Origin of the sequence: Polynucleobacter antarcticus (assembly GCF_013307245.1) — a bacterium.
In the GTDB taxonomy this organism is placed as follows: Bacteria; Pseudomonadota; Gammaproteobacteria; order Burkholderiales; family Burkholderiaceae; genus Polynucleobacter; species Polynucleobacter antarcticus.
The window spans coordinates 366254-387741 of the sequence record NZ_CP028941.1 but is presented as its reverse complement, the minus strand read 5'-3'; the positions used below and the strand labels follow the sequence as shown (position 1 = coordinate 387741).

Sequence of the window (21488 nt, the reverse complement as noted above, 5' to 3'; positions counted from 1 at the left end):
ATCCTAGAATCATGAACCCGCTCTTACGCATCGTTCCCGTTGCCCGAATGGCTGGTTTTATAGTACTGCTAGGGGCATCTTCTTTCCTATATGCTCAAGAAAATGCCAACCTAGGATTACCTGGCAGCGAGGCTGCAAGCCCAAAAGCAAGCGTCACCATCAATACGGTCAAGTTCACTGAGTCTAGTAAAGGGGTTGATGGACCAGCCCAGGAGTCACAGCACATTCGGATTGTGCAAATTAAAGGTTCTATTTCCAGAAAGCTATTGGCCAATCTTCAAAAGAGTATTACTCCTACAGAATCGGATCCCGTACCAGCCGGTCTGATTGTCTTTTTGGATAGTAAGGGCGGAGATGGGATGGCTGCGATGGAAATTGGCAAAATTTTAAGAAATGCCCATGCCCATGTCTTTGTGAATGGAGAATGCTCCAGTGCGTGTATCTTGGTTCTGGCTGGCGGAGTAGTGAGGGGTGCCCCCACCTTCAGTATTGGCATCCATCAAGCCAGAATTACCTTGAGTAACGATTCTGGGGTGATTAAGAAAGAAGTGGATGCTAAAGAGGACCCGGTTGCTAAATCGCTCTTAGATAAATTTAATACTTCCGCCAAAGTCTATTTTGCTGAGATGGAGATTCCCCCTGATCTCTTCATTGCCATGCAGTCATACCAGACCAAGCGTGTCTATCGATTATCCAGCCCAGAAATTACCGCTTATGGATTAAATGGCATTGAGAGCAGCTATCTCAAGCAACGGACTGAAATGTATGCCCAAAGACCAGGGCGTTGGCCCAAAGACCCTGAGGAGCTATTGCGACGTACTCTGAAGGTTTCTACTGAGTGTATGCGCTTTGATGCCAATCCAGTGGATTTCACGAAATGTTATCGTCGGGTTTTACAGGATATCTACTAGCTCAACCCTCTGCTTGTTCAGGCACCGGAAATGTCTTGCTATATGGTCCCAATGCCAGCACTGCAGGTTTGCCTTATAGTATCAACACTAGAACCAATGTACTGCAAGGTGTTTCCGTATTTAAGCTTTAAATATCAGGTATTAAGCGATAAAAATATAACTAAAGTTATATAACTAAAAGCCCAGTATGAATAAGTAGCTATAAGCCGTAAATTAAACCCAAATAGCCATAATTTTGGTGTGCTTTATTCATTGGGAATTTACTATGGCAGATGCAAACACCGATTCAGGACAACAGTCACAAGATGCACAACATCTTGATGAACAAACCTCGTTACAACAGGCTGGACCAGATGTTGCGCAATCCCACATTGCTGACGCAACCGTAAACACCACAAATCCCGCTGCCCCAGATACGCCTAGTGTCTATCAAGAAATAAGGGATCCCTCTAATAATCAAGCAGATTCTAATGCAAGAGGCACGGAGTCATTACTCGATGTCGCCGCTCTAGCCAGTGATGACGGCGCTCCCCGAGCAATTGATGCTCCCCCATCTATAGGCACTTCTCAAGTTCAGTCCACCGATTCCAATGCAATCTTTGCTGTGTTGGGCTCGAGAACTATTGAACCTCAAGCCGCCGCAACTGAGCCAGCTGCCACGACTCAAGCAGCTCCAGGACAAGCAGCTCCAGAAACAACAATAAGCGATACCACTCCAGCACCAATTGTCAGTCCTGATGAGGCACCACCAGATCCTCCAGAGGATTCAGTCCCCACCATCACCTTAGATGAAAACATCACACCCAATGATGTAATTAATGCCGCTGAGGCCGCTACTAATATTGCGATTACCGGCATAGTAGGTGGCGATGCCAAATTAGGCGATACCGTTACCTTGACTGTCAATGGCAAGACCTTTACTGGCACAGTAGACGCAGACCTGAAATTTAGTATTAATGTGCCTGGTTCAGATTTAGTAGCCGATAGCGATAAGACAATCAATGCAAGCGTCACGACAACCGATGCCGCGGGTAATAGCGCAAGTGCAAGTGATACTGAAACTTACTCAGTTAATGACCAGGTAATGGTCAGCCTCAGTGGTCCTAGCAATGTGAACGAAGGCGCTACCACAACTGAATACACCGTCAGCCTCAAAGATGTAGCGGGTGATGCAGTGATTGCAGAAACTGACGTTACTGTGACATTGACCTACGCCGGTACAGCAACAGACGGTACCGACTACACCAAACAAGTCACAGTCAAGGTGTCAGCAGGTTCAAGCAGCAACACCTTTACGCTTGCTACAACCGATGACGTATACGCAGATAACGGCGAGACCATCATTGCAACGATCAGCAACGTGAGTGGTGGTGGATTTGAGAGTATTGCTATTGATACAGCAAACGACGAAGTTATTACAACGATTGCTGATGAGACAGCAAACGATATAACGACCGATCCTGATAAGTTAGATAACGATACCGTGACCTTAAAAGTAGTCGCATGTGATAGTACCGGCAGTACTATTTTGGGTGATACCAATAGCGGTACTGAAGGTGAGACCTTGTATTACAAGGTCGCCGCTTTTGTAAATGGCACCGAAGTAAGTGGTGTGACAGGTACCGTAGGGGTGCTCTTTACCGATGCCCTTACAAACGGGACAAGCGGTGCTTCAGACTACACCAAGCCTGCGTCAGCGACCGTGACTGTTGGCCAAGCCTTTAGCGCTGCCTTAGTGGATGACTACTTTAAAGAATCTACTGAGACCTTTACGGTCCAACTTGATACCGGCAGCACCTATAGCAATGACAGCTTGTATGAGTATGAAAAAGTAACCTTAGATGCGAGCGTAGTCACTTCGACCGTAACGGATGAATCAGTTGCTGGCCCTGAAGATACCGTGACCTTAAAAGTAGTCGCATGTGATAGTACCGGCAGTACTATTTTGGGTGATACCAATAGCGGTACTGAAGGTGAGACCTTGTATTACAAGGTCGCCGCTTTTGTAAATGGCACCGAAGTAAGTGGTGTGACAGGTACCGTAGGGGTGCTCTTTACCGATGCCCTTACAAACGGGACAAGCGGTGCTTCAGACTACACCAAGCCTGCGTCAGCGACCGTGACTGTTGGCCAAGCCTTTAGCGCTGCCTTAGTGGATGACTACTTTAAAGAATCTACTGAGACCTTTACGGTCCAACTTGATACCGGCAGCACCTATAGCAATGACAGCTTGTATGAGTATGAAAAAGTAACCTTAGATGCGAGCGTAGTCACTTCGACCGTAACGGATGAGTTGCTGGCAAACACGACCGCCGCCGATACGGTTTATGTCAAGCTCACTGGCGCTGCTTTGGTAGTTGAAGGTGAAAGTGCGACCTATACAGTGACCTTAGTCGATGCTGCAGGTGCTGAGGTCAAGCTTTATGCAGGTCAATCAGTCACCGTGAGTTTAAATACCGCTGATGGTACGAGCACTACCGCCGCAGAAGGAATAGATTACACCTCGAAAGATACCGGTACGCTTACCATCACAGGTAGCGCACTGGGTGTGAGCTCCAATACCTTTACGGTCGTCACAATCGATGATTACTACAAAGATAATGGTGAAAAATACCAAGTCAGTATTAGTAACCCTACCTCGAGCACTAGCACCTTTGAAGCGTTGGCATTAGCCGATGCCGATAACGGTAAGGGTGTTGTTACGGTAGAGACCACGATCAATGATCAAACTGGTAGTGATCAGACAGCGGGCATTGCCGATACGGTTTATGTCAAGCTCACTGGCGCTGCTTTGGTAGTTGAAGGTGAAAGTGCGACCTATACAGTGACCTTAGTCGATGCTGCAGGTGCTGAGGTCAAGCTTTATGCAGGTCAATCAGTCACCGTGAGTTTAAATACCGCTGATGGTACGAGCACTACCGCCGCAGAAGGAATAGATTACACCTCGAAAGATACCGGTACGCTTACCATCACAGGTAGCGCACTGGGTGTGAGCTCCAATACCTTTACGGTCGTCACAATCGATGATTACTACAAAGATAATGGTAGAAAAATACCAAGTCAGTATTAGTAACCCTACCTCGAGCACTAGCACCTTTGAAGCGTTGGCATTAGCCGATGCCGATAACGGTAAGGGTGTTGTTACGGTAGAGACCACGATTACAGATGAAACCGCCAATGATGTTGTAGCAGATCTATCGTCTTACGATGACAATGATGCAATTACTATCAAAATAGTAAGTGTTGATAGCGCCGGCAATATTATCAATGGCGGCACAGATAATTCTGTTCTAGAAGGATCTGGTTTAGCGTATTACAAAGTGATAGCGGTTAATGACAGTGGAGTTGATGTCACCTTAAGTTTGAATACATCGACAGTAACCGTTCAATTTACCGGTGATGCAACTATTTGGGCTGCAGCGTTTAATACCACGGGTACCATTTCTGACTATAGTTGGTTTGCTCAAAACGGTACAACTGGACTAACAACATCTATTGCATCAGGCACTAACGGAAATGCTACTGCAGTGGGTCAATTCACTACCGCAAAAGTAGGAGATGTTCTCTCGGTAAGTGCAAGGTCTGATAGCTCTACTGAAGGTACTGAGCAGTTTAGTGTATCGGTAAGTGGCTTATCGAACGCTAGTAGCTTTGAAAAAATCAATTACGGCGGCGGAGTAATAACGTCTATTGGCGACTCTCTTGTAGTGTCAAGCGTCGAGGTGAGCGAAGATTCTGGTACCGCAGGAGTAGATACGGGCAGATATGCGACATTTAGCGTCACGTATGTAGCTTTGTCTGGCGCAGCTATTAACTTGTCCTTAACTGCAGGTACTGCTACTGCCGGTACTGATTATGTTAATTCAATCCAGTACTCATTAACTGGAGCAGATCCTTGGACTACGAGTAACAGTTTCACGCCAACAAACGCCAAGGGCACTTTACAGGTACGTGTTCAAATTACTGATGATGCTATCGCCGACTCTGGTGAGACATTTACGCTTACAGCGACTAGAGGTGCTGTTACCTCTACCGGTACAGCCACAATCATCGACTCCACAGCAAATGATGATGGTGGCGCTGGTAACTTGACTGATAACGACACCGCATTTACTTTCAAGCTGATTGCTGTTAATTTATCAGGCGTAGCCCTTAGTAATGTTTCACTCTCATCGATTGGTGAAGAGTCAAACTCAACTGCATACTACAAAGTGGTTGCTGTGGACAGTAATGGTGCTGCGGTATCAAATCAGCCCGCCGGCACAGTCATTGTGGCAGTGGGTGATATTAAAGATACGGCTTCACCAGGTTTTGACTACATCTCTGATCAGCGCATTGAAGCAACGATTGGAACAATGTTCCAAGTTGCTGCGTTTAATGACGCTCAAAACGATGGTGGCGAAACCTTTACCGTGAGCTTGGTGGGAGGTTCTTACACCCCACCAGCCCTATTAGCATATGAAAAAATTGCTTACGATGCCAATACTGTCGTAACAACCATTACTGATACCGACACCAATCCTGCTGTTCCTATTGCCAATCCTTTCACTCTTGATATTATCGAAGGTGCTACAGCGGGTAGCTCACAGTCTGCAAATATCAATACTAATTTGGTTCTTGTGATTGATAGGTCTGGCAGTATGGCTACCGTTGACTCAGGCGCAGCTCAAAGTCGCTTAGCTTATGCAAAATCAGCAGCACTTGCCTTAATCGACAAGTACGATAGTTTAGGTAATGTGAGTATCCAAGTAGTTTCGTTTGATTCAAACGCTAAAAATCTAAGTGGATCTGTTTGGACCGATGCGGCGACTGCTAAAGCTGCAATTACTGCGCTGTCTGCAGGATCTTATACCAACTACGACCGTGCGATTGATACGGTTATGAGCACGGTTAAGTTCACTGCGGCGGGTGTTCAGTCTGATGGTCAAAACGTGTCCTACTTCTTATCGGATGGTGTACCCACAGAAGATAGTGCTGGTGTGCGTAAAACATCTGGTCTGGCTGCGCTTGGCACAGCCACTTACGAAGCCCAAGATATTGGAATTCAGGCAGGCGAAGAATGGGCTTGGAAGAATTACCTCAATGCCAATGAGATTAACTCTAATGCTATAGCTATTGGCAAAGGCATGACTGCTGCTACTGCCACCTATCTCAACCCAATTGCCTGGAATGGTGAAACGGTTAGTAATGCCAATGCGATTTTGGTAGACAATATAACAACGTTATTAGATACTTTGGTGCCTCCAACCCCTGTTACACCACCAACCCCAGCTCCAACGTCTTACACCTATAACCTGATAGATCAAGCCAAAGATCAATCTGGTCCAGATGGTTGGATGGCAGGCAGTAAGAAAATGGTGAGTGTTGAATACAACCTGACCACCTATACGTTCACTGATGCAAACCCAACACAGACAGTAACTGTGAATGGCGGCACAGTTGTGTTCAGCCGTGATGGTTCCTATACATTCACTGCTAATGCAAATACTACGGATATCAAAGATAGTTTAAGTTCTGTCATTACTTACACAATTCAAGATAGCAAGTTAGATACTGAACCCGCATCACTGCTAGGCGATACGGCAACAAACACTTTCACAATCAACATTCTGGATAGAAGTGAAGTAGTTGCTTATGACAACTTCAATCAAGCTGTAGTAACAGAAACTATTACCAGTGGAACTACTACACCTACCACTCTCACTAATTTTTCATCACAAAATTCTGCGAGTGCGACCACGGATTACTGGACCTTTGATGCTACTACAGGTTCCGGAGATACTGTTACAACTGTTATTGATGGTGAAACAACCTTTACTGCAGCAGTTGCCGCAACCGAAACAAATAAATGGATTACATCGAGCAACAATGGTAGTAGTTTCGATACTAGTTATAGAAGTGGAAGTGCTGAAAAATGGTTAAGAATTGAAGATAGGGATAGCGATGCCGGTTTTGTAGCATCACTATTTACACCAGTCTTTACGGGTGCCACCTCAATATCATTTAATGCAGCACTAGCCTCAGATAGATTCGCAAGTGGGGATACTGCTTCTTATCAACTTTGGTTTAAAAAAGCTGATGGGACATGGGGTTCTAATAGCGCAGTCTCCTTTACAAATACTGCTGACAATACTACATTCGCAGTCCAAAGTAATAATCTGAAAACGATTAATAATTTAACAGCTAGCACAGAATATAGATTGCTACTTACTGTGGATGATGAAAGTGGCGGTCCCGGCTCCTCAAATTTACGCATGCTTCTTGACAATTTTGTTCAATCGAATACTGCACCCGCTACCACCACTTACTCTGCAGCGGCTATTACTGGTAATGTCATCCTCAATGAAAATATCGCTTTTTCTGGTACTGATCCTTTCGGTACTGTTGATAGCCTAGGCTCTGAAGGTGCTACTGTAATGTTCGCTTCAAATGGTGCCTCTATTGCAGGTGCAGGAACCAGTATTAGTTCAGGTGGTACGATTATTGCCGGTACCTACGGCAACTTAAGCCTGAGAAGCGATGGTTCATATACTTATACGATGACATCAGGCGCGACAGACAGGACCGGTCAGCAAGAAGTCTTTACTTATCGTTTGCAGCAGGCAGATGGAGACTTTAGTGATGCTAGCCTGACGATTAATTTGGGTGCGGGCACTTATGTGCAGACCGGAACTGATGCTGCTAACACTATAGCCGCACCTAATAACTCTGAAACCCATTTGATTTTAGGTTTGGGTGGAAACGATACCTTGACAGGGGGTTCAGGAGTTGACCGTATTGATGGTGGTGATGGCGATGATTCGATTACTGGTGGCGCTGGAGACGATATATTAATCGGCGGATTAGGCAACGATACCTTCGTTGGTTTTGTTGGAGCCGATACCCTTGATGGTGGTACTGGTACCGATACTCTGACTTTGTCAGAAACTTCTGCAGACCTGAATACTGCTGGTGCTACTGACGGTCGTTTATCTAGTATTGAAAACATCAATGCTTCTGGTGCTTCTGCAATCACCATTAACCTCAGTGGTCAGTCAGAAGGCTTCACGATTACTGGCAGTGCAAATGCTGACACCATCACTGGCGGCTCAGGTGCGGACTCCATTAATGGCGGAGCGGGTGCTGACTCAATTACTGGTGGCACTGGTTCAGATGCCTTTGTTTTCTCTTCAGGGGCCAGTGGTCAAACAGATGTTCTGGCGGACACAATTACTGACTATACCGTTGGTGCTCTTAACACTGGAGACGTAATTGATTTCAGCCAAACGTTGACCGTAGGGGGGAATGCAAATGCAGCCACCGCCACTCAGGCTTTAATAAATACAAGTACGGGCGTAGCAACTTTTGCATCTCTTTCGGGGGCTACTTTAGCAGATGCTCTCAGTGATATCACTACTCGATTTACTGCTGCTACTGATACTGCCGGTGAGTTTGCTTTCTTTAAAGTCAATAGTACTGGTAATTACTTCCTCTTTATTTCAGATGGTGTTGCAGGGGTAGGTGGAAATGACGTGTTAATTAAGTTGACTGGTGTTACAGCCATTACTACTATTGCTCTAAACTCAGGAAACCTAACAATAACAAGAGGTACATACAACACTATTACCGTAACACCCATTGCGATTGATTTGAACCAAGATGGTATTAACTACCTCAGTCAAAATGCGCAAGTTGTTTATGACTATAGTGGTCAAAACTTATTACAATCTACGGCTTGGGTCTCATCTGCTGACGGTTTACTCGCCCTGAAGTTACCTGACAATGAATTGCAAATTAGTTTTGCTACTCAGGATGGTGAGACCGACCTTCAAGGTTTGGCCAAAGTCTACGACACGAATAAAGATGGTGTCTTTGACAGCTCAGACGCTGACTTTACGAAGTTTGGTGTCTGGCAAGACGCTGACAGTGACGGTATTGTTGATAGTGGTGAGTACTTAAGCTTAGCTGATCGCGGTATTACTAGCCTGTCACTCACTTCAGATGGCCAAGTTCGTTTCGAAGCCAATGGTGATGTGATTGTGTATGGTCAAACTACTTACACTACTAGTGATGGTCAATTGCATATCGCAGAAGACGTTGGCTTTGCAGTGAGTGATGTCTATGAGCCATTGGATATCGCAGCCATCATTGCTAATGCAGATGCTATCGAGTCAATTACCCATATTGATCAATTAGCAGATACTGCTTCAAGCTCTACTCTCATGGTGGAGTTGGGTGGCCAGACATATGAGATTGCCACCTTGCCAGGTCAAGAAGTCGGTACAGAAGATATCCTATCTCAGTTCGTAGGTGGTGACACTAGTGAAAACTTACTGAGCAATAAGAGCTGGACTGACGTGATCGATATTGCGAGTGATCATGGTGGCCCTGGATCGATCATAGCTGCTGGTGGTACCTTGAATGATGGTAACTACGCCAATGGTGCGGGTGATTGGACAGTGATTATTAATTCTGGTGATGCTAAAGTTGATGCGACGAATAATCAAATTACCTTTGCTTCCGAGAGTGCCGATAACTCTGTCACCATTGTTACAGCTGATGGTGCTTCACACGACATTAACAACGTCGATAAGATTCAGTGGCATGGTTAAACAGTAGGAATTGATAGAGCAGTATTGTTACTGCATGATGTTAAAAAGACGGACAACTCTTTGGATAGTCCGTCTTTTTTATTCAATTATCTGAATAGATCATGATCAATAATCGCCAGTTTATTTTAGTTAAAACTGCAGTAATTGCTTATTCTGCAAGGTTTGAACCTTATCCCCTATGGGGTTTGAAGTGATTTCATCCATGATCTTGGAGGCTTCATCCGGCTTAAGATGGGCAATCCAAATCTGGCAAGAATGCGCAAACTTCGCTAAATCTTCACACAGTTTTTCAGGATGATAGTGGCCAGATAGTTTGGCTAATACCTTTCCAGTATTGGTAAAAGAAGTCTCAATAATCAGATGCTTGAGGTATTGATCTCTTCTATTCCCTATGTTTTCTCAGCCCCCTTTTTTCTTGTGACCAAAGCTCCTTCACCAGAATCAATCCAATAGCCATAAGCGGAAATGCTGTGATTGACGGGTAGGGCGGTAATCTGAATTTAATCTACAGCAATAGTTTGACCAATCTTTATGGTTTGGACTACGACGCTGGGATTTTCTGCGCCTGGAATCTTGGTAAAGTCAGGCCACATGACATTGTTAAAAATGTGCTTTTTCAGAGCTTCAATTGTTTGTTGGATACCAAAAACTACTAATGGCTTTGCACGATGAACTCCACTGCATCGAGAATAAAGGGCAGGTGACAGATATGGTCATTGAGCAAGAATGAAGTTGTTCTCAGATCTTGCCTAACGTTGCCACTGCAACCTAGAATACGCAAAATACAAGTCATCGTTTTACAATCATTTTTTTGCTATAGCCCATCTACTTTTTGCTAAAGGTAAAGGCAACATCCCACTGGTCAACAGGGGAATTACATAGTAGAGCAACACGCTGCTTTAGTGATATATTGAAATGGACGATATTACAAATACATTCAAAATGCATTCAAAATCATTACTCTTTCTACTTGCAATATAAGATCCAACTGGTGCGCTCAGATGAAAAAACCCACAAATAAGAAAGCTTCGGTAGCAAAGCCGACTGTCAAAAAAAATTCAGCAACAGCAGTAGCTAAAAAGGCGGAAATTAAAGATCGAGCAATCCCCAAAAAGACTAGCAAGAAAAGCAGTGGAAAACTCATAAAGAATAGCTCGGCGCTAGAGAAAGCAATTGAATATCATCATCAAGGTCAATTAAATGAAGCTTGGACTGCTTATCAAACAGTTCTAAAAAAAGAGCCTAAACATTTCTTGGCAGTACATAGTATGGGATTAATCGCTGTCCAAATGAAAAGCCATGACATGGCTAGCAACCTGTTTAAGATGGCTTGCGAAATCGAGCCCAAGAATGCAAAAGCCTTTAACAATCTGGCAAATGCCTATCTCCAGTTAAATAAAAATGATTTGGCGCTCAAAAATTACAATACTGCCATTGCACTCGAGGCAGACTATGTAGATGCGCTTCAAAATCGTGGGCTTTATTTTGTAGGAACCCATCAAACTCAAAAAGCCTCAGAAGACTTTTCTAAAGCCCTCAAAATAAGTCCTGACAACATTGAACTACTCTCAAATTTGGCTAAGGTGATGATTACTGAAGGTCGCTATCAGGATGCCCTCAAGGAGTATGAGCAGGCGCTAGGTATTGCACCCAAAAGTGCGGTTTTGCTCAACAATGTTGGGGTTCTTTTGTGTGTCTTAAAGCGATTTAATGAGGCGCTGGACTGCTTCAATAAAGCCATTACGCTCAATCATCAATATGCTGAGGCCTTTAATAATCGGGCGGCTGCTTGGATGAATCTCAAAGCATATGCAAAAGCCTGCGGAGATTACGAGAGGGCAGTAGCGCTCAATTCAAGTTATGGAGATGCTCTACAAGGACTTGCTAAGGCAAGGAGTTTCTTAAACTAGCTTTTTTGCTATCTATTACTCGCGGCTATTGTCCATCGTTTGAGCGACGCTTAGGGTGATGATTGGGGTCATCCGTTTTTTGATACTTTCCGCAAAACACATAAAGCTCAAGGCGGTTTCTGACACTTAATTTGTCATAAATAGAGGCCAGGTGATTACGCAAGGTATGTTCACTAATGTGCAGGGAACTGGCCACCTCTCGTAAGGTCTTTTTGGGATAGAGCTGAATTGCTTTAGTGATCAGAGTTTCTTTAGGGGTGAGTTCAGCCAGTTTTAGTTGTTCATCACTGAGATCTTTAGTGGCATGCGGCTCAGCCATTTTTTTCAAGATACGCGAAGTGGCATGGCGATTAAGCCAAAGCTCGCCTTCATGAATCTTTTCTAATGCCTTGAGTAGAGTTTCAGGGGGATCTGTTTTAAGAATGACTCCCTTGGCACCTTTGAGAATAGCGCGATCTTGTAATAATGGATCTCGGTTCGATGTTAGAAGGACTACTTTGGCAGCCGTTTTCTGAATCAATGCATCGATCAGAGCGATGGAGTCTTCTCCTTCAAGCTCCGGTTCAATCAAAATAATATGGGGTTGAATATTCTCTGCATCCTTCAACGCAGAAACACCATCCGTTGAACAGGCACAAACCTCAAATTGTTTATTGCTATTAACAAGCTCTTTAATTCCCCATAAAGAGATTGCTTGAGGCTCAATCACGTGAACACGGATGGATTTTTGGCTAGTTAAGCGGGCTGGAGTCATGCCCTCATTCTAGTACGGTGGTACTACTTCATTCAAGAGAATGAGCAAAATAACTGATTATTAATTAAATATAGTATTTTTGTACTAGCTATTGTGAGCTTAACTATCCAACAAACCTCAATAAAGTTTTTGTTAGCCAATTAAAATCAATAACTTTATTACAAATCAAAATAATTGAATGACCCACTTAGCCCACATCAAGCCTTATTAATGATTTCCCGAATGAGTGATTGTGTATTTTTTATCCCCTCAAAATAAACTTTCAAAATAGTATGGAACTGTTTAATCAATTCTTTTACTTGTCTTATGGATTGATTGTCCTGATGATCTTTTTGGGATCGTTAACGGGAAAAGCGCAGAGCTCCTCAGCTAAATCCCATCATTACTGGTCAACGGCGCTGATACTGATGGTGCTATCCAGTTTTAGTTTTTTCTTAGCCGGATTTAGTTCAACATATTTTTTATCTTTTGCCAATACTGCGCTGGTATTTTCTGGTTTGGCTACGCTGTTGTTCATCCGCTCCTGGCGCTATAAGCGGGAACTCATTTCATCCCGTGTATTTTGGATAGGAATGATGGTATTTTTAGTAGCTTTTGAGCTCTTAAGGCAGTATGGCTCTTTTAATGCGCGGGTATTTTTAATAAGTGGCGCTATCTTAGTGCTTAATATAGCGGCACTCATCGAAGTGCTCATTCAACTGCGAAAAGAGAAGTCCCGCCAGCTGTATGTTTTATGCCTAGCATTTGCTTTGCAAGCAGTAGTGATCGTTTTGCGAATGTATATTACGAATCATGTGAGCTCAAATGCCAACACGATCTATGAAGAGAATCAATTGCCAGCTATATTGCGTGGCGTGGGGCTTGCATCTAACTTGCTAATCTATGTTGCGATAGGCAATATTCTGCTTGAGCGTCTCTGGAAAAAAGAAGAACGAAAATCTTCTAATGCCGAATTAAAGATGCTGTCCAGCCTCAATGCCTTAGCTTTAGCGCGAGATAATGAAACAGGTAGTCATATTATTCGGACGCAACGATACGTCAAGCTTTTGGCCGAACGCCTCATCAAGAATGGGCACTATCTAGACCGCCTCAGTGCTAAGACAGTGGACTGCCTCTTTAAGGCTTCACCGCTCCATGATATTGGTAAGGTAGGCATCCCTGACAACATTCTCTATAAAGATGGTCCGCTCACAAAAGATGAGTGGGGCATTATGAAAACCCACACCACGATTGGCGGAGATGTGCTTTCCTCTGCTAAGGCTCAATTAGACGAAGAGCTTGAAGAAGATGACGTGATCGAAGCAGCGATTGAGATTGCTGGCGCGCACCATGAACGATGGGATGGCCAAGGGTATCCCAAAGGATTGGCAGGTCAGGATATTCCCCTGTCTGCACGCATCATGGCCTTGGCTGATATTTACGATGCTTTAGTGAGCGAGCGAGTCTATAAGTCAGAATGGCGACATGAGGATGCCGTTGAAGAAATTCTGAATAAAAAAGGGACGCACTTTGATCCCCATATTGTGGATGCCTTTATTGCTGAAAAAGAGGCTTTTCAGACGATTGCCCAGAAGTACAAAGACGATAAATCTGAATTTAAGGTATTTACGAATCAAGTCCAATCGAGTGACCACAAGCTGCGTCGATCTGAAGAAAAGTTTCAAGTGCTGTTTGAGCACTCACCCATTGGCATGGCTTTAATTACTCTTGCAACTGGGAAATTTATAGAGGTGAATACGGCATTATTGGAGTACACCGGCTACACCAAGGAAGAGTTTTTGAAGCTCTCCTTTTGGGATATCACGCCACCTGAGTATGTTGATTACGAACGCTCTCAACTCGAGCAGTTAAGCCAAACGGGATTTTTTGCTCCATACCAGAAGGAATACATTCGCAAAGATGGTTCCCGATTTCCGATTTCTATTAGCGGATTTACAGTAGTCGATGCCGATGGGCAAAAATTGGTTTGGGGCATTATTGAGGACATCACGATTAAACAAAAAGTTCTCAAGCAAGATACGACACGCAATACGGTCTTAGAATTAATGGCGAAAAATACGTCGGCTGAAGTCGTACTGCTGCAAATCATTTCCGACATAGAAAAAAATCGCCCTGGAACCTTTTGTAGTATTTTGCTGCTCAATCAGGAGGGGAATGGATTTAAAGTGGGTGCAGCTCCACGTATTCCTGCCTTTTTTAATGAGGCCATTGAGCAGCTAGTGCTTGCTCCAGGAGTAGCTTGTTGTGGTGATGCTATCGCAACAGGCCTCAATTCAATTGCAGAAAATCTAGACACACATCCAAACTGGAGTTTCGCAAAGCCTTGGGTAGAAAAGGCGGGATTTAAGTCTTGCTGGTCACACCCTGTGTATTCCTCTAAGGGTGAAATTTTAGCTACCTTTGCTACTTATCGCAAAGAAATCCATAGCCCAAGCGCTGAAGAGCTGGCAGAAATTGAGGTTGTCTCAAGTTTAGTCAGCATCGTTTTAGAGCGAAAAATTTTGGAAGAGCGAGTAGAAAAGCTAGCACTATATGACTACTTAACCGGCTTGCCCAATCGATACTTGTTAATGGATCGAATTAAATTAGCAATGTCTATCAGTAAGCGCAGTAAGCTTTATGGCGCCATTCTATTTATCGATCTTGATAAATTAAAAGTACTGAATGATCAATATGGCCACCACATGGGCGACCTTTTGTTGGCTGAAAGTGCCAAACGTATGCAGTCGTGTATTCGTGAAATCGATACCGTTGCCCGCTTTGGTGGGGATGAGTTCGTCATTATTTTGTCAGAAATCAGCCTAAGTGTTGATAAAACCCTCGAGCAAGTGAGCGTTATCTCCAGCAAGATATTGAGTGCCCTCATTGAGCCTTACTATCTCCAACATGATGGCAAGATGATTGAGCATCACTCCAGCGCTAGTATTGGGTGCAAAGTCTTCTTCGATGATTCTGATACGCCTGACCATGTCCTTAAATTAGCTGATGTGTCTATGTATCGTGCTAAAAAATTGGGTGGCAATAGAGTGGACTTGTTTAGCTAGTCTGAAGGCTGCAGAGCGCTTCTTGGAGCGCGCTTGATGGGCCCGGAGTATAGTTCTCCTTGCCTATGACTTCGAACACCGCCCCCCAAGCCCTAACTCCGTCTGAAATAGAAATTACCCCTGAATACCAGGCGGTGATTGATGCCATAGAGCGTCACGATCCTTACATTTTTGTGAGCGGTAAAGCCGGTACTGGTAAAACGACCTTAATTGGCTATCTGCGTGAGCATATCCCCGGTAATGTCGTGGTGGTTGCCCCGACGGGCGTTGCAGCGCTTCAAGTCAAAGGGGTGACAATTCACTCTTTCTTTCGGCTGCCACCACGCTTGATCTTTCCGGAAGAGGACATTAAGCCACTCAAAGATAAGCGACTCTATAAAGACATCCGCCTACTCATTATTGATGAGATCTCCATGGTGAGAACCGATGTGGTCGATGCTATGGATTTATTTCTACGTGCCAATGGCCCGAATAAAAATCAGCCTTTTGGCGGCATACAAGTGATGTTTGTCGGAGACTTATTTCAGCTGCCGCCTGTAGTGTCGAATGCCGATATGCAAGTCTTAGCAGAGCGGGGTTATGAGGGGCCGTATTTCTTCTGTGCGATGGCCTTACATCGCAAAGATGTGACGATGGTAGAGCTATCCAAAATCTTCCGTCAAAAGGATGCCCATTTTGCAGGACTCTTAAATCAAATTCGGATTAATGAAAATATTGATGAGGCACTAGACACCTTAAATCACCAATGTTTTACCCATGCGGCAGCAGTAGATGAGCAGACCATTACATTGACGACGACCAATGCGCGAGCAGATCAGATTAATGGCGCAGGATTGCGAGCCTTAACGACCGATGCCAAAATCTACACGGGTAATTCCACAGGGAAGTTCAACGTTGATGATCGTAATCTGCCATCCCCCAACCACCTGACTTTAAAGGTGGGCGCTAAGGTGATGTTTACCGCAACGGACAGCAACTTTCCTAAACGTTGGGTCAATGGCACGATCGGGGTTGTGCGTGAGCTACTGCCCAATTCCGTGAAGGTGATGGTGCAAAACGGCCCTTATGCCAATACGGTAGAAGTCAAAGGACATCAATGGGAATCTTATCGCTATGACCATGACATGATGTCAGGCAAGATTTCACCGAACATCATTGGCACCTTTGTGCAGATCCCATTAATGCTAGCTTGGGCAGTCACCATTCATAAGAGCCAAGGCAAAACCCTCGATAAGATCAAGGTCGATTTGTCTTCTGGGGCTTTTGCATCAGGTCAAGTCTACGTTGCCTTAAGCCGTTGTACCTCTATTGAGGGCATTACCCTGGAGCGGCCCATCCAAGCAAAGGACGTGAGCTGCGATCAAGAGGTAAAGCGGTTCTATATGAATTGCTTACCTAACTAAGTTACCTCAATAAGCTACCTCAATAAACTACCCCCATGCCGTTTCTCTTCTTTATAGGCCGAACAAAGCCCTAATGCAAAAGATGGAATGAGTTATGTCAAAACTTCTGACTGGGTACTTCAAATTTGTATATATGAGAACGCTGCTTATGCAGCAAGTATCATAGTTGCGGGAATCATCCCATGCGCCTTGGCTTCAAGAATGACTAATTCAACCGCTGTCCCATCTGCAGCATAGCTGATGTGAGTATTCCAATCTTGAGAGATTTCTTTTGTGATAGCTTTGTCAGATAAATGGATTACCAAAATATCGTCTTCTTCAAAGTAAGTGGTTTTCATATTTATTTAAATCAATACCCGTATAGATCAGGCTGACCAGATGGTCCGCCTGATCAGCTAAGATTAAAACCCAGCAGCCAACCCATCCCTTCGATGATCACTACCGGCAATATAAGCCGCATCTGTGTCTTCACCCAATACAGCAATCGCTTGCGCACTACCAAAGTCTAGGCTATTGGCAGGCATCACAGTCACTTCATGGCCAATTACTTTAAGGCCTTCGATAACGGATTCAGGCATATGCGCTTCGACAGTTAACTTACCGAGATCATCAATTCTCCAGCGTGGTGCATCCGAGCAGGCTTGTGGATTGAGATACTCATCAACAAAGCGCATGACAAACTGCAGATGGCCTTGCGGCTGCATATTGCCACCCATTACACCAAAGGCCATAGTGGGTTTCAGATCTTGACCCTTACCCTTAGTAAGGAAGGCGGGAATGATCGAATGAAAAGGGCGCTTGCCTGGGGCTACTTGATTGGGATGGCCATCGACCAAGCTAAAACCCATGCCACGATTCTGAAAAGCGATACCGCCTGGTGCCACAACCCCCGAACCAAAGCCTTTGAAGTTCGATTGAATATACGAAATCATCATGCCCGATGCATCGGCAGCACATAGATAAACCGTACCACCGGCATGGGGATCTCCCGCACCATATATACCCACCTTGTGATGATCGATTAGTGCAGCACGACTGGCCAAATAATCTCGATCTAATAAAGCGCTAGCAGGCACCTTCATTGTGCTGGCATCTGATACATGGGCATATGCATCGGCAAAAGCCATACGCATGGCCTCTACTTGTAAATGAATACGTTGTGCAGAATTAGCCGGGTATTGTTTAACGTTGGCAGCTTGCAAAATACCTAAGGCCATTTGGGCTGCAATCCCAGAACCATTGGGAGGGATTTCATGGAGGGTGAAGTCACCGTAATCAAACGCTAATGGGTCAACCCACTCTGGTTTGTTATCAGCAAAGTCAGCCATCGTAAAGCAGCCACCACTCTTATTGGAGAAGTCGACCATGCTTTGCGCAAGGGCGCCTGTGTAAAAAGATGCACCTTTCGTAGCGGCAATCTCTTTTAGGGTCTTCGCTTGAGCGGGGTAGCGCCAGATTTGTCCGGCAGCAGGGGATTTGCCATCGACTAAAAATGACTCAGTAAAGCCAGGCTGGTTTTTTAGAATAGGAATCGCTTCACGCCATTGCCTAGCAATCACAGGGGATACTGGAAAACCGTTTTCAGCATAATCGATGGCACGTTGAAAGAGTTGTGCAAAAGGAAGCTTGCCAAACTGACGAGATAATGCAACCCACCCTGACACCATGCCGGGTACCGTCACGGTATTCCACCCAATCAGATCCATCGCAGTTTTGCCAGCAAAGTATTGGGGTGTCCAGGCTGCTGGTGCACGTCCAGAAGCATTTAAGCCATGTAGCTTGTTGCCATCCCAAATCAGCGCAAACCCATCACCTCCAAGACCATTCATGGTGGGCTCCACCACGGTTAAGGTAATGGCTGTAGCCAGCGCAGCATCAACCGCATTACCGCCCTGCTGTAGTGCTTCGATACCGGCTTGAGTAGCTAGTGGTTGCGAGCTCGCGACGGTATTTTTAGCTAAGACAGGTGCACGACCGCCGCTATAGGGTGGAGAAATTAACATGAATGAAATCAGTCCTGTGAAAGATGTTTTGTCAGTTTGAGAGGGCTTAATCCACTTTAATGTTGGATTCTTTCACTACCTTTAGCCACTTAGCCTGTTCTTTCATGGTGACTTCGGCCAATTTTTCAGAGTTTGCAAACTGCAGTTGAATTCCCTGGCCAGCCAACTTCGTCTTGAAATCAGGATTGGTGAGAATCTTGCGAATCTCTCTCTCAAGGCGACTAATAATGGCTGGAGAGGTTCCTTTTGGAGCGTAGATGGCAAATAAATTTTCTACATCAAATTGCTTCATACCGTCTTGTTCAAATGTAGGCACATTAGGTAGTAAAGGAGAGCGCTCGGTAGCCGCAATTGCAATGGGTCTGAGTTTGCCGCTTTGAATATGCGGCAAAGATGCCGTTAAGCTATCAAACATCATCAAGGTATTGCCCGCAATCAGATCTGGTAAAGCAAAGCTACTGCCTTTGTAAGGAATATGCACCCCTGTTGCGCCAATGCGTGCCATAAATAACTGAGACTCTAGGTGAGAGAGGGAGCCATTTCCTTGGGAGGCGTAACTGAAATTTCCTTTTTTTGATTTAATAAATGCAATCAATTCAGTCATATTTTTTGCGGGGACGCTGGGGTTTACTTCAAGAATATGGGGTACAGAGCCCACTAGCGCAACGGGTAAAAAATCTTTCTCTAAATTAGCAGGAGGATTATTAAACAGGGCTTGCGAAATTGCTTGATTTGTTAGGGCGCTGAAATGCAATGTATATCCATCTGGACTTGCTTTGGCTCCAGCGGATAGACCAATCATTCCTCCAGCTCCAGGCTTATTCTCAATCACAATAGCCTGTCCTAAGGCTTCGCCAAGGGGCGCTGCAATACTCCGCGCAAACACATCGGTAGAGCCCCCAGCAGGGAAGGATAAGATCATTTGAATAGGCTTTTTTGGCCAATCGGTATTGGCGGCAGCATAGCCGCACAATTGGAATGACAGTAAAACACTCAAACTGATACGCAGAATCATATGCATGGGAAGCCTCCTTAAGGCAGTTATATTGACTAAATTATTTCTCATCTTGAAACCAGTACCACTTATAAAGAAAACTTTGCCCCATTCGTCTAAAAGGGGCAAGCATTTGGGACTCTACCTTACCAAACAGATTAGGAAATGGAAGTGCAGAGTTATAAATTGGGAGCTTAAATACCTCGCGATGCGTATTATCTCCTGCAATACGCTCCGCTAAACGTTTGCCCGCCCAAGTAGAAAAAGAAACGCCATTGCCGCCATAGCCTAGCGCACACCACACCATTTTCTTTGGATCTGGCTGGGTAATACGGGGCATCATATCGTGGCTGACATCTACCCAGCCCCACCATGAGTAATCAATCGGAATACCTGCCAAGGGGGGGAACTTTCTCGCAATCGCTTCGGTCAGCAATGCAAGGTGCTGAGGTGCCGTGGCATCCGCACCATTAACTGCGCTGCGACTACCGATTTGAAGTCGATTATCTTTTAATAGGCGGTAATAAAAGCGTAGCGTGCGGGTATCGGTAAGAAAAGTATGAGAGCGAAAATTGCAGGCTGTTAGCTCAGATTCAGTAAGAGGCCTTGTCACTACCGAGTTAGACAAGATAGGCAGAATACGATTTTTGATGGGCTTAATCTTTTGCATGCCATAGCCACCGGTACAGATGGCAATACGCTTGGCGCGAACGATGCCCCCAGGGGTTTGAATATGGTGAACACCATCAATCGTTTCCCAGCCCGATACCGGACTAGCAGTATGGATCTTTACCCCAAGACTTTGTGCTTTGCGGAGCAGTCCATAAGTAAATTTTAAGGGGTGAATACCAATACCTTCTCGCTCCCACAGTGCCCCAGCAGCATCCCGGTCATCGCAGTATTGCTCACGTAATTCTGGGGCAGTTAATATTTTGGGATCGTAAGCAAAAATTTCTTTCCGAACTTTAGCTTCCTGTTCAAGATAGGCCATTTTTTCAGGGCGATGCGCCACATACAGGTGGCCACCATCAAATGCATCACAGTTAATCTCTTGAGTTAATTCTTTGAAATTCTCAAAACCGGTATAAATTTCACGGTCTAATTTTTTAGCAACATCTAATCCGTAATGCTCAATCCATTGGGAGCGCGATAATCTACCGCTAGCATTTTGACCTTGTCCGCCACTGCGGCTTGAGCAGCCCCAGGCAGTTTGGTTGGCTTCCAAAATCGTTGCTTCAATACCATGCTCTTGCGCTAAATACAGTGCAGTAGAGACACCAGTTGAACCGGATCCAATAATAACGACATCGGTGTCGATATCTTGGGTAATGGGGCCATCAGTAAGTGGGGGAGTGCCTGCGCTTGCAGCCCAATAACTAGGAGCATATGCACGGCCACTGCCAATATCGGGAGAGCTCAGCGGATCATATAAGGGATCATATCCCTGCTGAGAATTTTCTAATATAGTCTTGCTCATTTTATAGATGGCAAGTTTGGGCAGTTTTTACGGAAGACATTTTTCAATAAAATCTTGCCATCTTTAAACGTAAAGATATCTACGCCATCGGATTCAATCCGACTACCATCTGCAGCTGTACCGGTAAAAGTCCATTCCGATATTCCTAAATTGCCATGCACAAAGTGCTTTCCATGAAGCCATTGCGCATCCGGAACAAGAAGCCAGGCGCTTTCAAAAGCGGTTCTTACTGCTGCAGTTCCCACATGGCGACTACCCCATGCGTGCGGCCCGGCAGCGGTCTGAAAAATACATTCCTCACTCATAAAACTCATGAGTGCATCGATGTCATGGCGATTCCATGCGGCACTGAATTCCTCGAGATTGCTAACGGTAATGGGTTTAATCGTGTTTTGCATACT

Annotated in this window: 13 protein-coding genes; 6 read left to right on the top strand and 7 right to left on the bottom strand. The window is 44.9% G+C overall.

Translation table 11 applies throughout. The annotated features are described in order from the left end of the window. Positions 1-11: 11 nt before the first annotated feature. From DCO16_RS02120 to DCO16_RS02110, 3 genes are all read left to right on the top strand, one after another. Positions 12-911, top strand: coding sequence for an ATP-dependent Clp protease proteolytic subunit (locus tag DCO16_RS02120; RefSeq protein WP_173942132.1), 900 nt, complete (start codon positions 12-14; stop codon positions 909-911). A 265-nt stretch (positions 912-1176) separates the two neighbouring features. Continuing rightward, positions 1177-3981: an Ig-like domain-containing protein gene (locus tag DCO16_RS02115; protein WP_173942131.1), complete on the top strand. Its 2805-nt coding sequence runs from the start codon at positions 1177-1179 to the stop codon at positions 3979-3981. Beyond that, positions 3953-9502, top strand: a complete 5550-nt coding sequence (locus tag DCO16_RS02110) for an SPM autocatalytic domain-containing protein (protein WP_173942130.1) — start codon at positions 3953-3955, stop codon at positions 9500-9502. The genes DCO16_RS02115 and DCO16_RS02110 overlap by 29 nt, the downstream gene beginning before the upstream one ends. A gap of 500 nt (positions 9503-10002) precedes the next feature. Here DCO16_RS02110 and DCO16_RS11320 read toward each other — a convergent pair whose 3' ends face one another. Continuing rightward, positions 10003-10209 carry an MBL fold metallo-hydrolase gene (locus DCO16_RS11320; protein WP_173943731.1) on the bottom strand — a complete coding sequence of 69 codons (207 nt, stop codon included), beginning with the start codon at positions 10207-10209 and terminating at the stop codon, positions 10003-10005. Positions 10210-10503: 294 nt separating this feature from the next. Here DCO16_RS11320 and DCO16_RS02100 point away from each other — a divergent pair, with 294 nt between their 5' ends. Next, on the top strand, positions 10504-11412 hold the full coding sequence (locus DCO16_RS02100) for a tetratricopeptide repeat protein (protein WP_173942129.1): 909 nt from the start codon (positions 10504-10506) through the stop codon (positions 11410-11412). A gap of 25 nt (positions 11413-11437) precedes the next feature. Here the strand turns inward: DCO16_RS02100 and DCO16_RS02095 are convergent, their stop codons facing one another. Next, complete coding sequence (locus tag DCO16_RS02095; protein ID WP_173942128.1) at positions 11438-12166, bottom strand: response regulator transcription factor; 729 nt, start codon at positions 12164-12166, stop codon at positions 11438-11440. Positions 12167-12438: 272 nt separating this feature from the next. Between DCO16_RS02095 and DCO16_RS02090 the strand changes: the two genes are divergently transcribed. Both DCO16_RS02090 and DCO16_RS11315 read left to right on the top strand, forming a co-directional pair. Next, positions 12439-15210, top strand: coding sequence for a diguanylate cyclase domain-containing protein (locus tag DCO16_RS02090; RefSeq protein WP_173942127.1), 2772 nt, complete (start codon positions 12439-12441; stop codon positions 15208-15210). Positions 15211-15275: 65 nt separating this feature from the next. Continuing rightward, positions 15276-16613 carry an ATP-dependent DNA helicase gene (locus tag DCO16_RS11315; RefSeq protein WP_173942126.1) on the top strand — a complete coding sequence of 446 codons (1338 nt, stop codon included), beginning with the start codon at positions 15276-15278 and terminating at the stop codon, positions 16611-16613. A gap of 146 nt (positions 16614-16759) precedes the next feature. Here DCO16_RS11315 and DCO16_RS02080 read toward each other — a convergent pair whose 3' ends face one another. The 5 genes from DCO16_RS02080 to DCO16_RS02060 all read right to left on the bottom strand — a co-directional run bounded on the left by DCO16_RS02080 (position 16760) and on the right by DCO16_RS02060 (position 21485). After that, positions 16760-16951 carry a DUF2283 domain-containing protein gene (locus DCO16_RS02080; RefSeq protein ID WP_173942125.1) on the bottom strand — a complete coding sequence of 64 codons (192 nt, stop codon included), beginning with the start codon at positions 16949-16951 and terminating at the stop codon, positions 16760-16762. A 63-nt stretch (positions 16952-17014) separates the two neighbouring features. Beyond that, positions 17015-18616, bottom strand: a complete 1602-nt coding sequence (locus DCO16_RS02075; protein ID WP_173942124.1) for a gamma-glutamyltransferase family protein — start codon at positions 18614-18616, stop codon at positions 17015-17017. 46 nt (positions 18617-18662) lie between these two features. Next, positions 18663-19637 carry a Bug family tripartite tricarboxylate transporter substrate binding protein gene (locus DCO16_RS02070; protein ID WP_173942123.1) on the bottom strand — a complete coding sequence of 325 codons (975 nt, stop codon included), beginning with the start codon at positions 19635-19637 and terminating at the stop codon, positions 18663-18665. A gap of 34 nt (positions 19638-19671) precedes the next feature. After that, entirely contained in the window at positions 19672-21087 is a 1416-nt protein-coding gene (locus DCO16_RS02065; protein ID WP_173942122.1) for an NAD(P)/FAD-dependent oxidoreductase, read from the bottom strand. Then, a complete protein-coding gene (locus DCO16_RS02060) occupies positions 21084-21485 on the bottom strand; it encodes a nuclear transport factor 2 family protein (RefSeq protein WP_173942121.1) in 402 nt (133 codons plus the stop codon). Before DCO16_RS02060 ends, DCO16_RS02065 begins: the two co-directional genes overlap by 4 nt. Positions 21486-21488: the final 3 nt, after the last annotated feature.

Excerpts from the sequence above, each read along its gene's own strand:
- DCO16_RS02095 (WP_173942128.1), bottom strand. The coding sequence starts at position 12,166 with ATGACTCCAGCCCGCTTAACTAGCCAAAAATCCATCCGTGTTCACGTG.
- DCO16_RS02065 (WP_173942122.1), bottom strand. The coding sequence starts at position 21,087 with ATGAGCAAGACTATATTAGAAAATTCTCAGCAGGGATATGATCCCTTA.
- DCO16_RS02080 (WP_173942125.1), bottom strand. The coding sequence starts at position 16,951 with ATGAAAACCACTTACTTTGAAGAAGACGATATTTTGGTAATCCATTTA.
- DCO16_RS02120 (WP_173942132.1), top strand. The coding sequence starts at position 12 with ATGAACCCGCTCTTACGCATCGTTCCCGTTGCCCGAATGGCTGGTTTT.
- DCO16_RS11315 (WP_173942126.1), top strand. The coding sequence starts at position 15,276 with ATGACTTCGAACACCGCCCCCCAAGCCCTAACTCCGTCTGAAATAGAA.
- DCO16_RS02115 (WP_173942131.1), top strand. The coding sequence starts at position 1,177 with ATGGCAGATGCAAACACCGATTCAGGACAACAGTCACAAGATGCACAA.
- DCO16_RS02110 (WP_173942130.1), top strand. The coding sequence starts at position 3,953 with ATGGTAGAAAAATACCAAGTCAGTATTAGTAACCCTACCTCGAGCACT.
- DCO16_RS02090 (WP_173942127.1), top strand. The coding sequence starts at position 12,439 with ATGGAACTGTTTAATCAATTCTTTTACTTGTCTTATGGATTGATTGTC.
- DCO16_RS02070 (WP_173942123.1), bottom strand. The coding sequence starts at position 19,637 with ATGCATATGATTCTGCGTATCAGTTTGAGTGTTTTACTGTCATTCCAA.
- DCO16_RS02100 (WP_173942129.1), top strand. The coding sequence starts at position 10,504 with ATGAAAAAACCCACAAATAAGAAAGCTTCGGTAGCAAAGCCGACTGTC.
- DCO16_RS02060 (WP_173942121.1), bottom strand. The coding sequence starts at position 21,485 with ATGCAAAACACGATTAAACCCATTACCGTTAGCAATCTCGAGGAATTC.
- DCO16_RS02075 (WP_173942124.1), bottom strand. The coding sequence starts at position 18,616 with ATGTTAATTTCTCCACCCTATAGCGGCGGTCGTGCACCTGTCTTAGCT.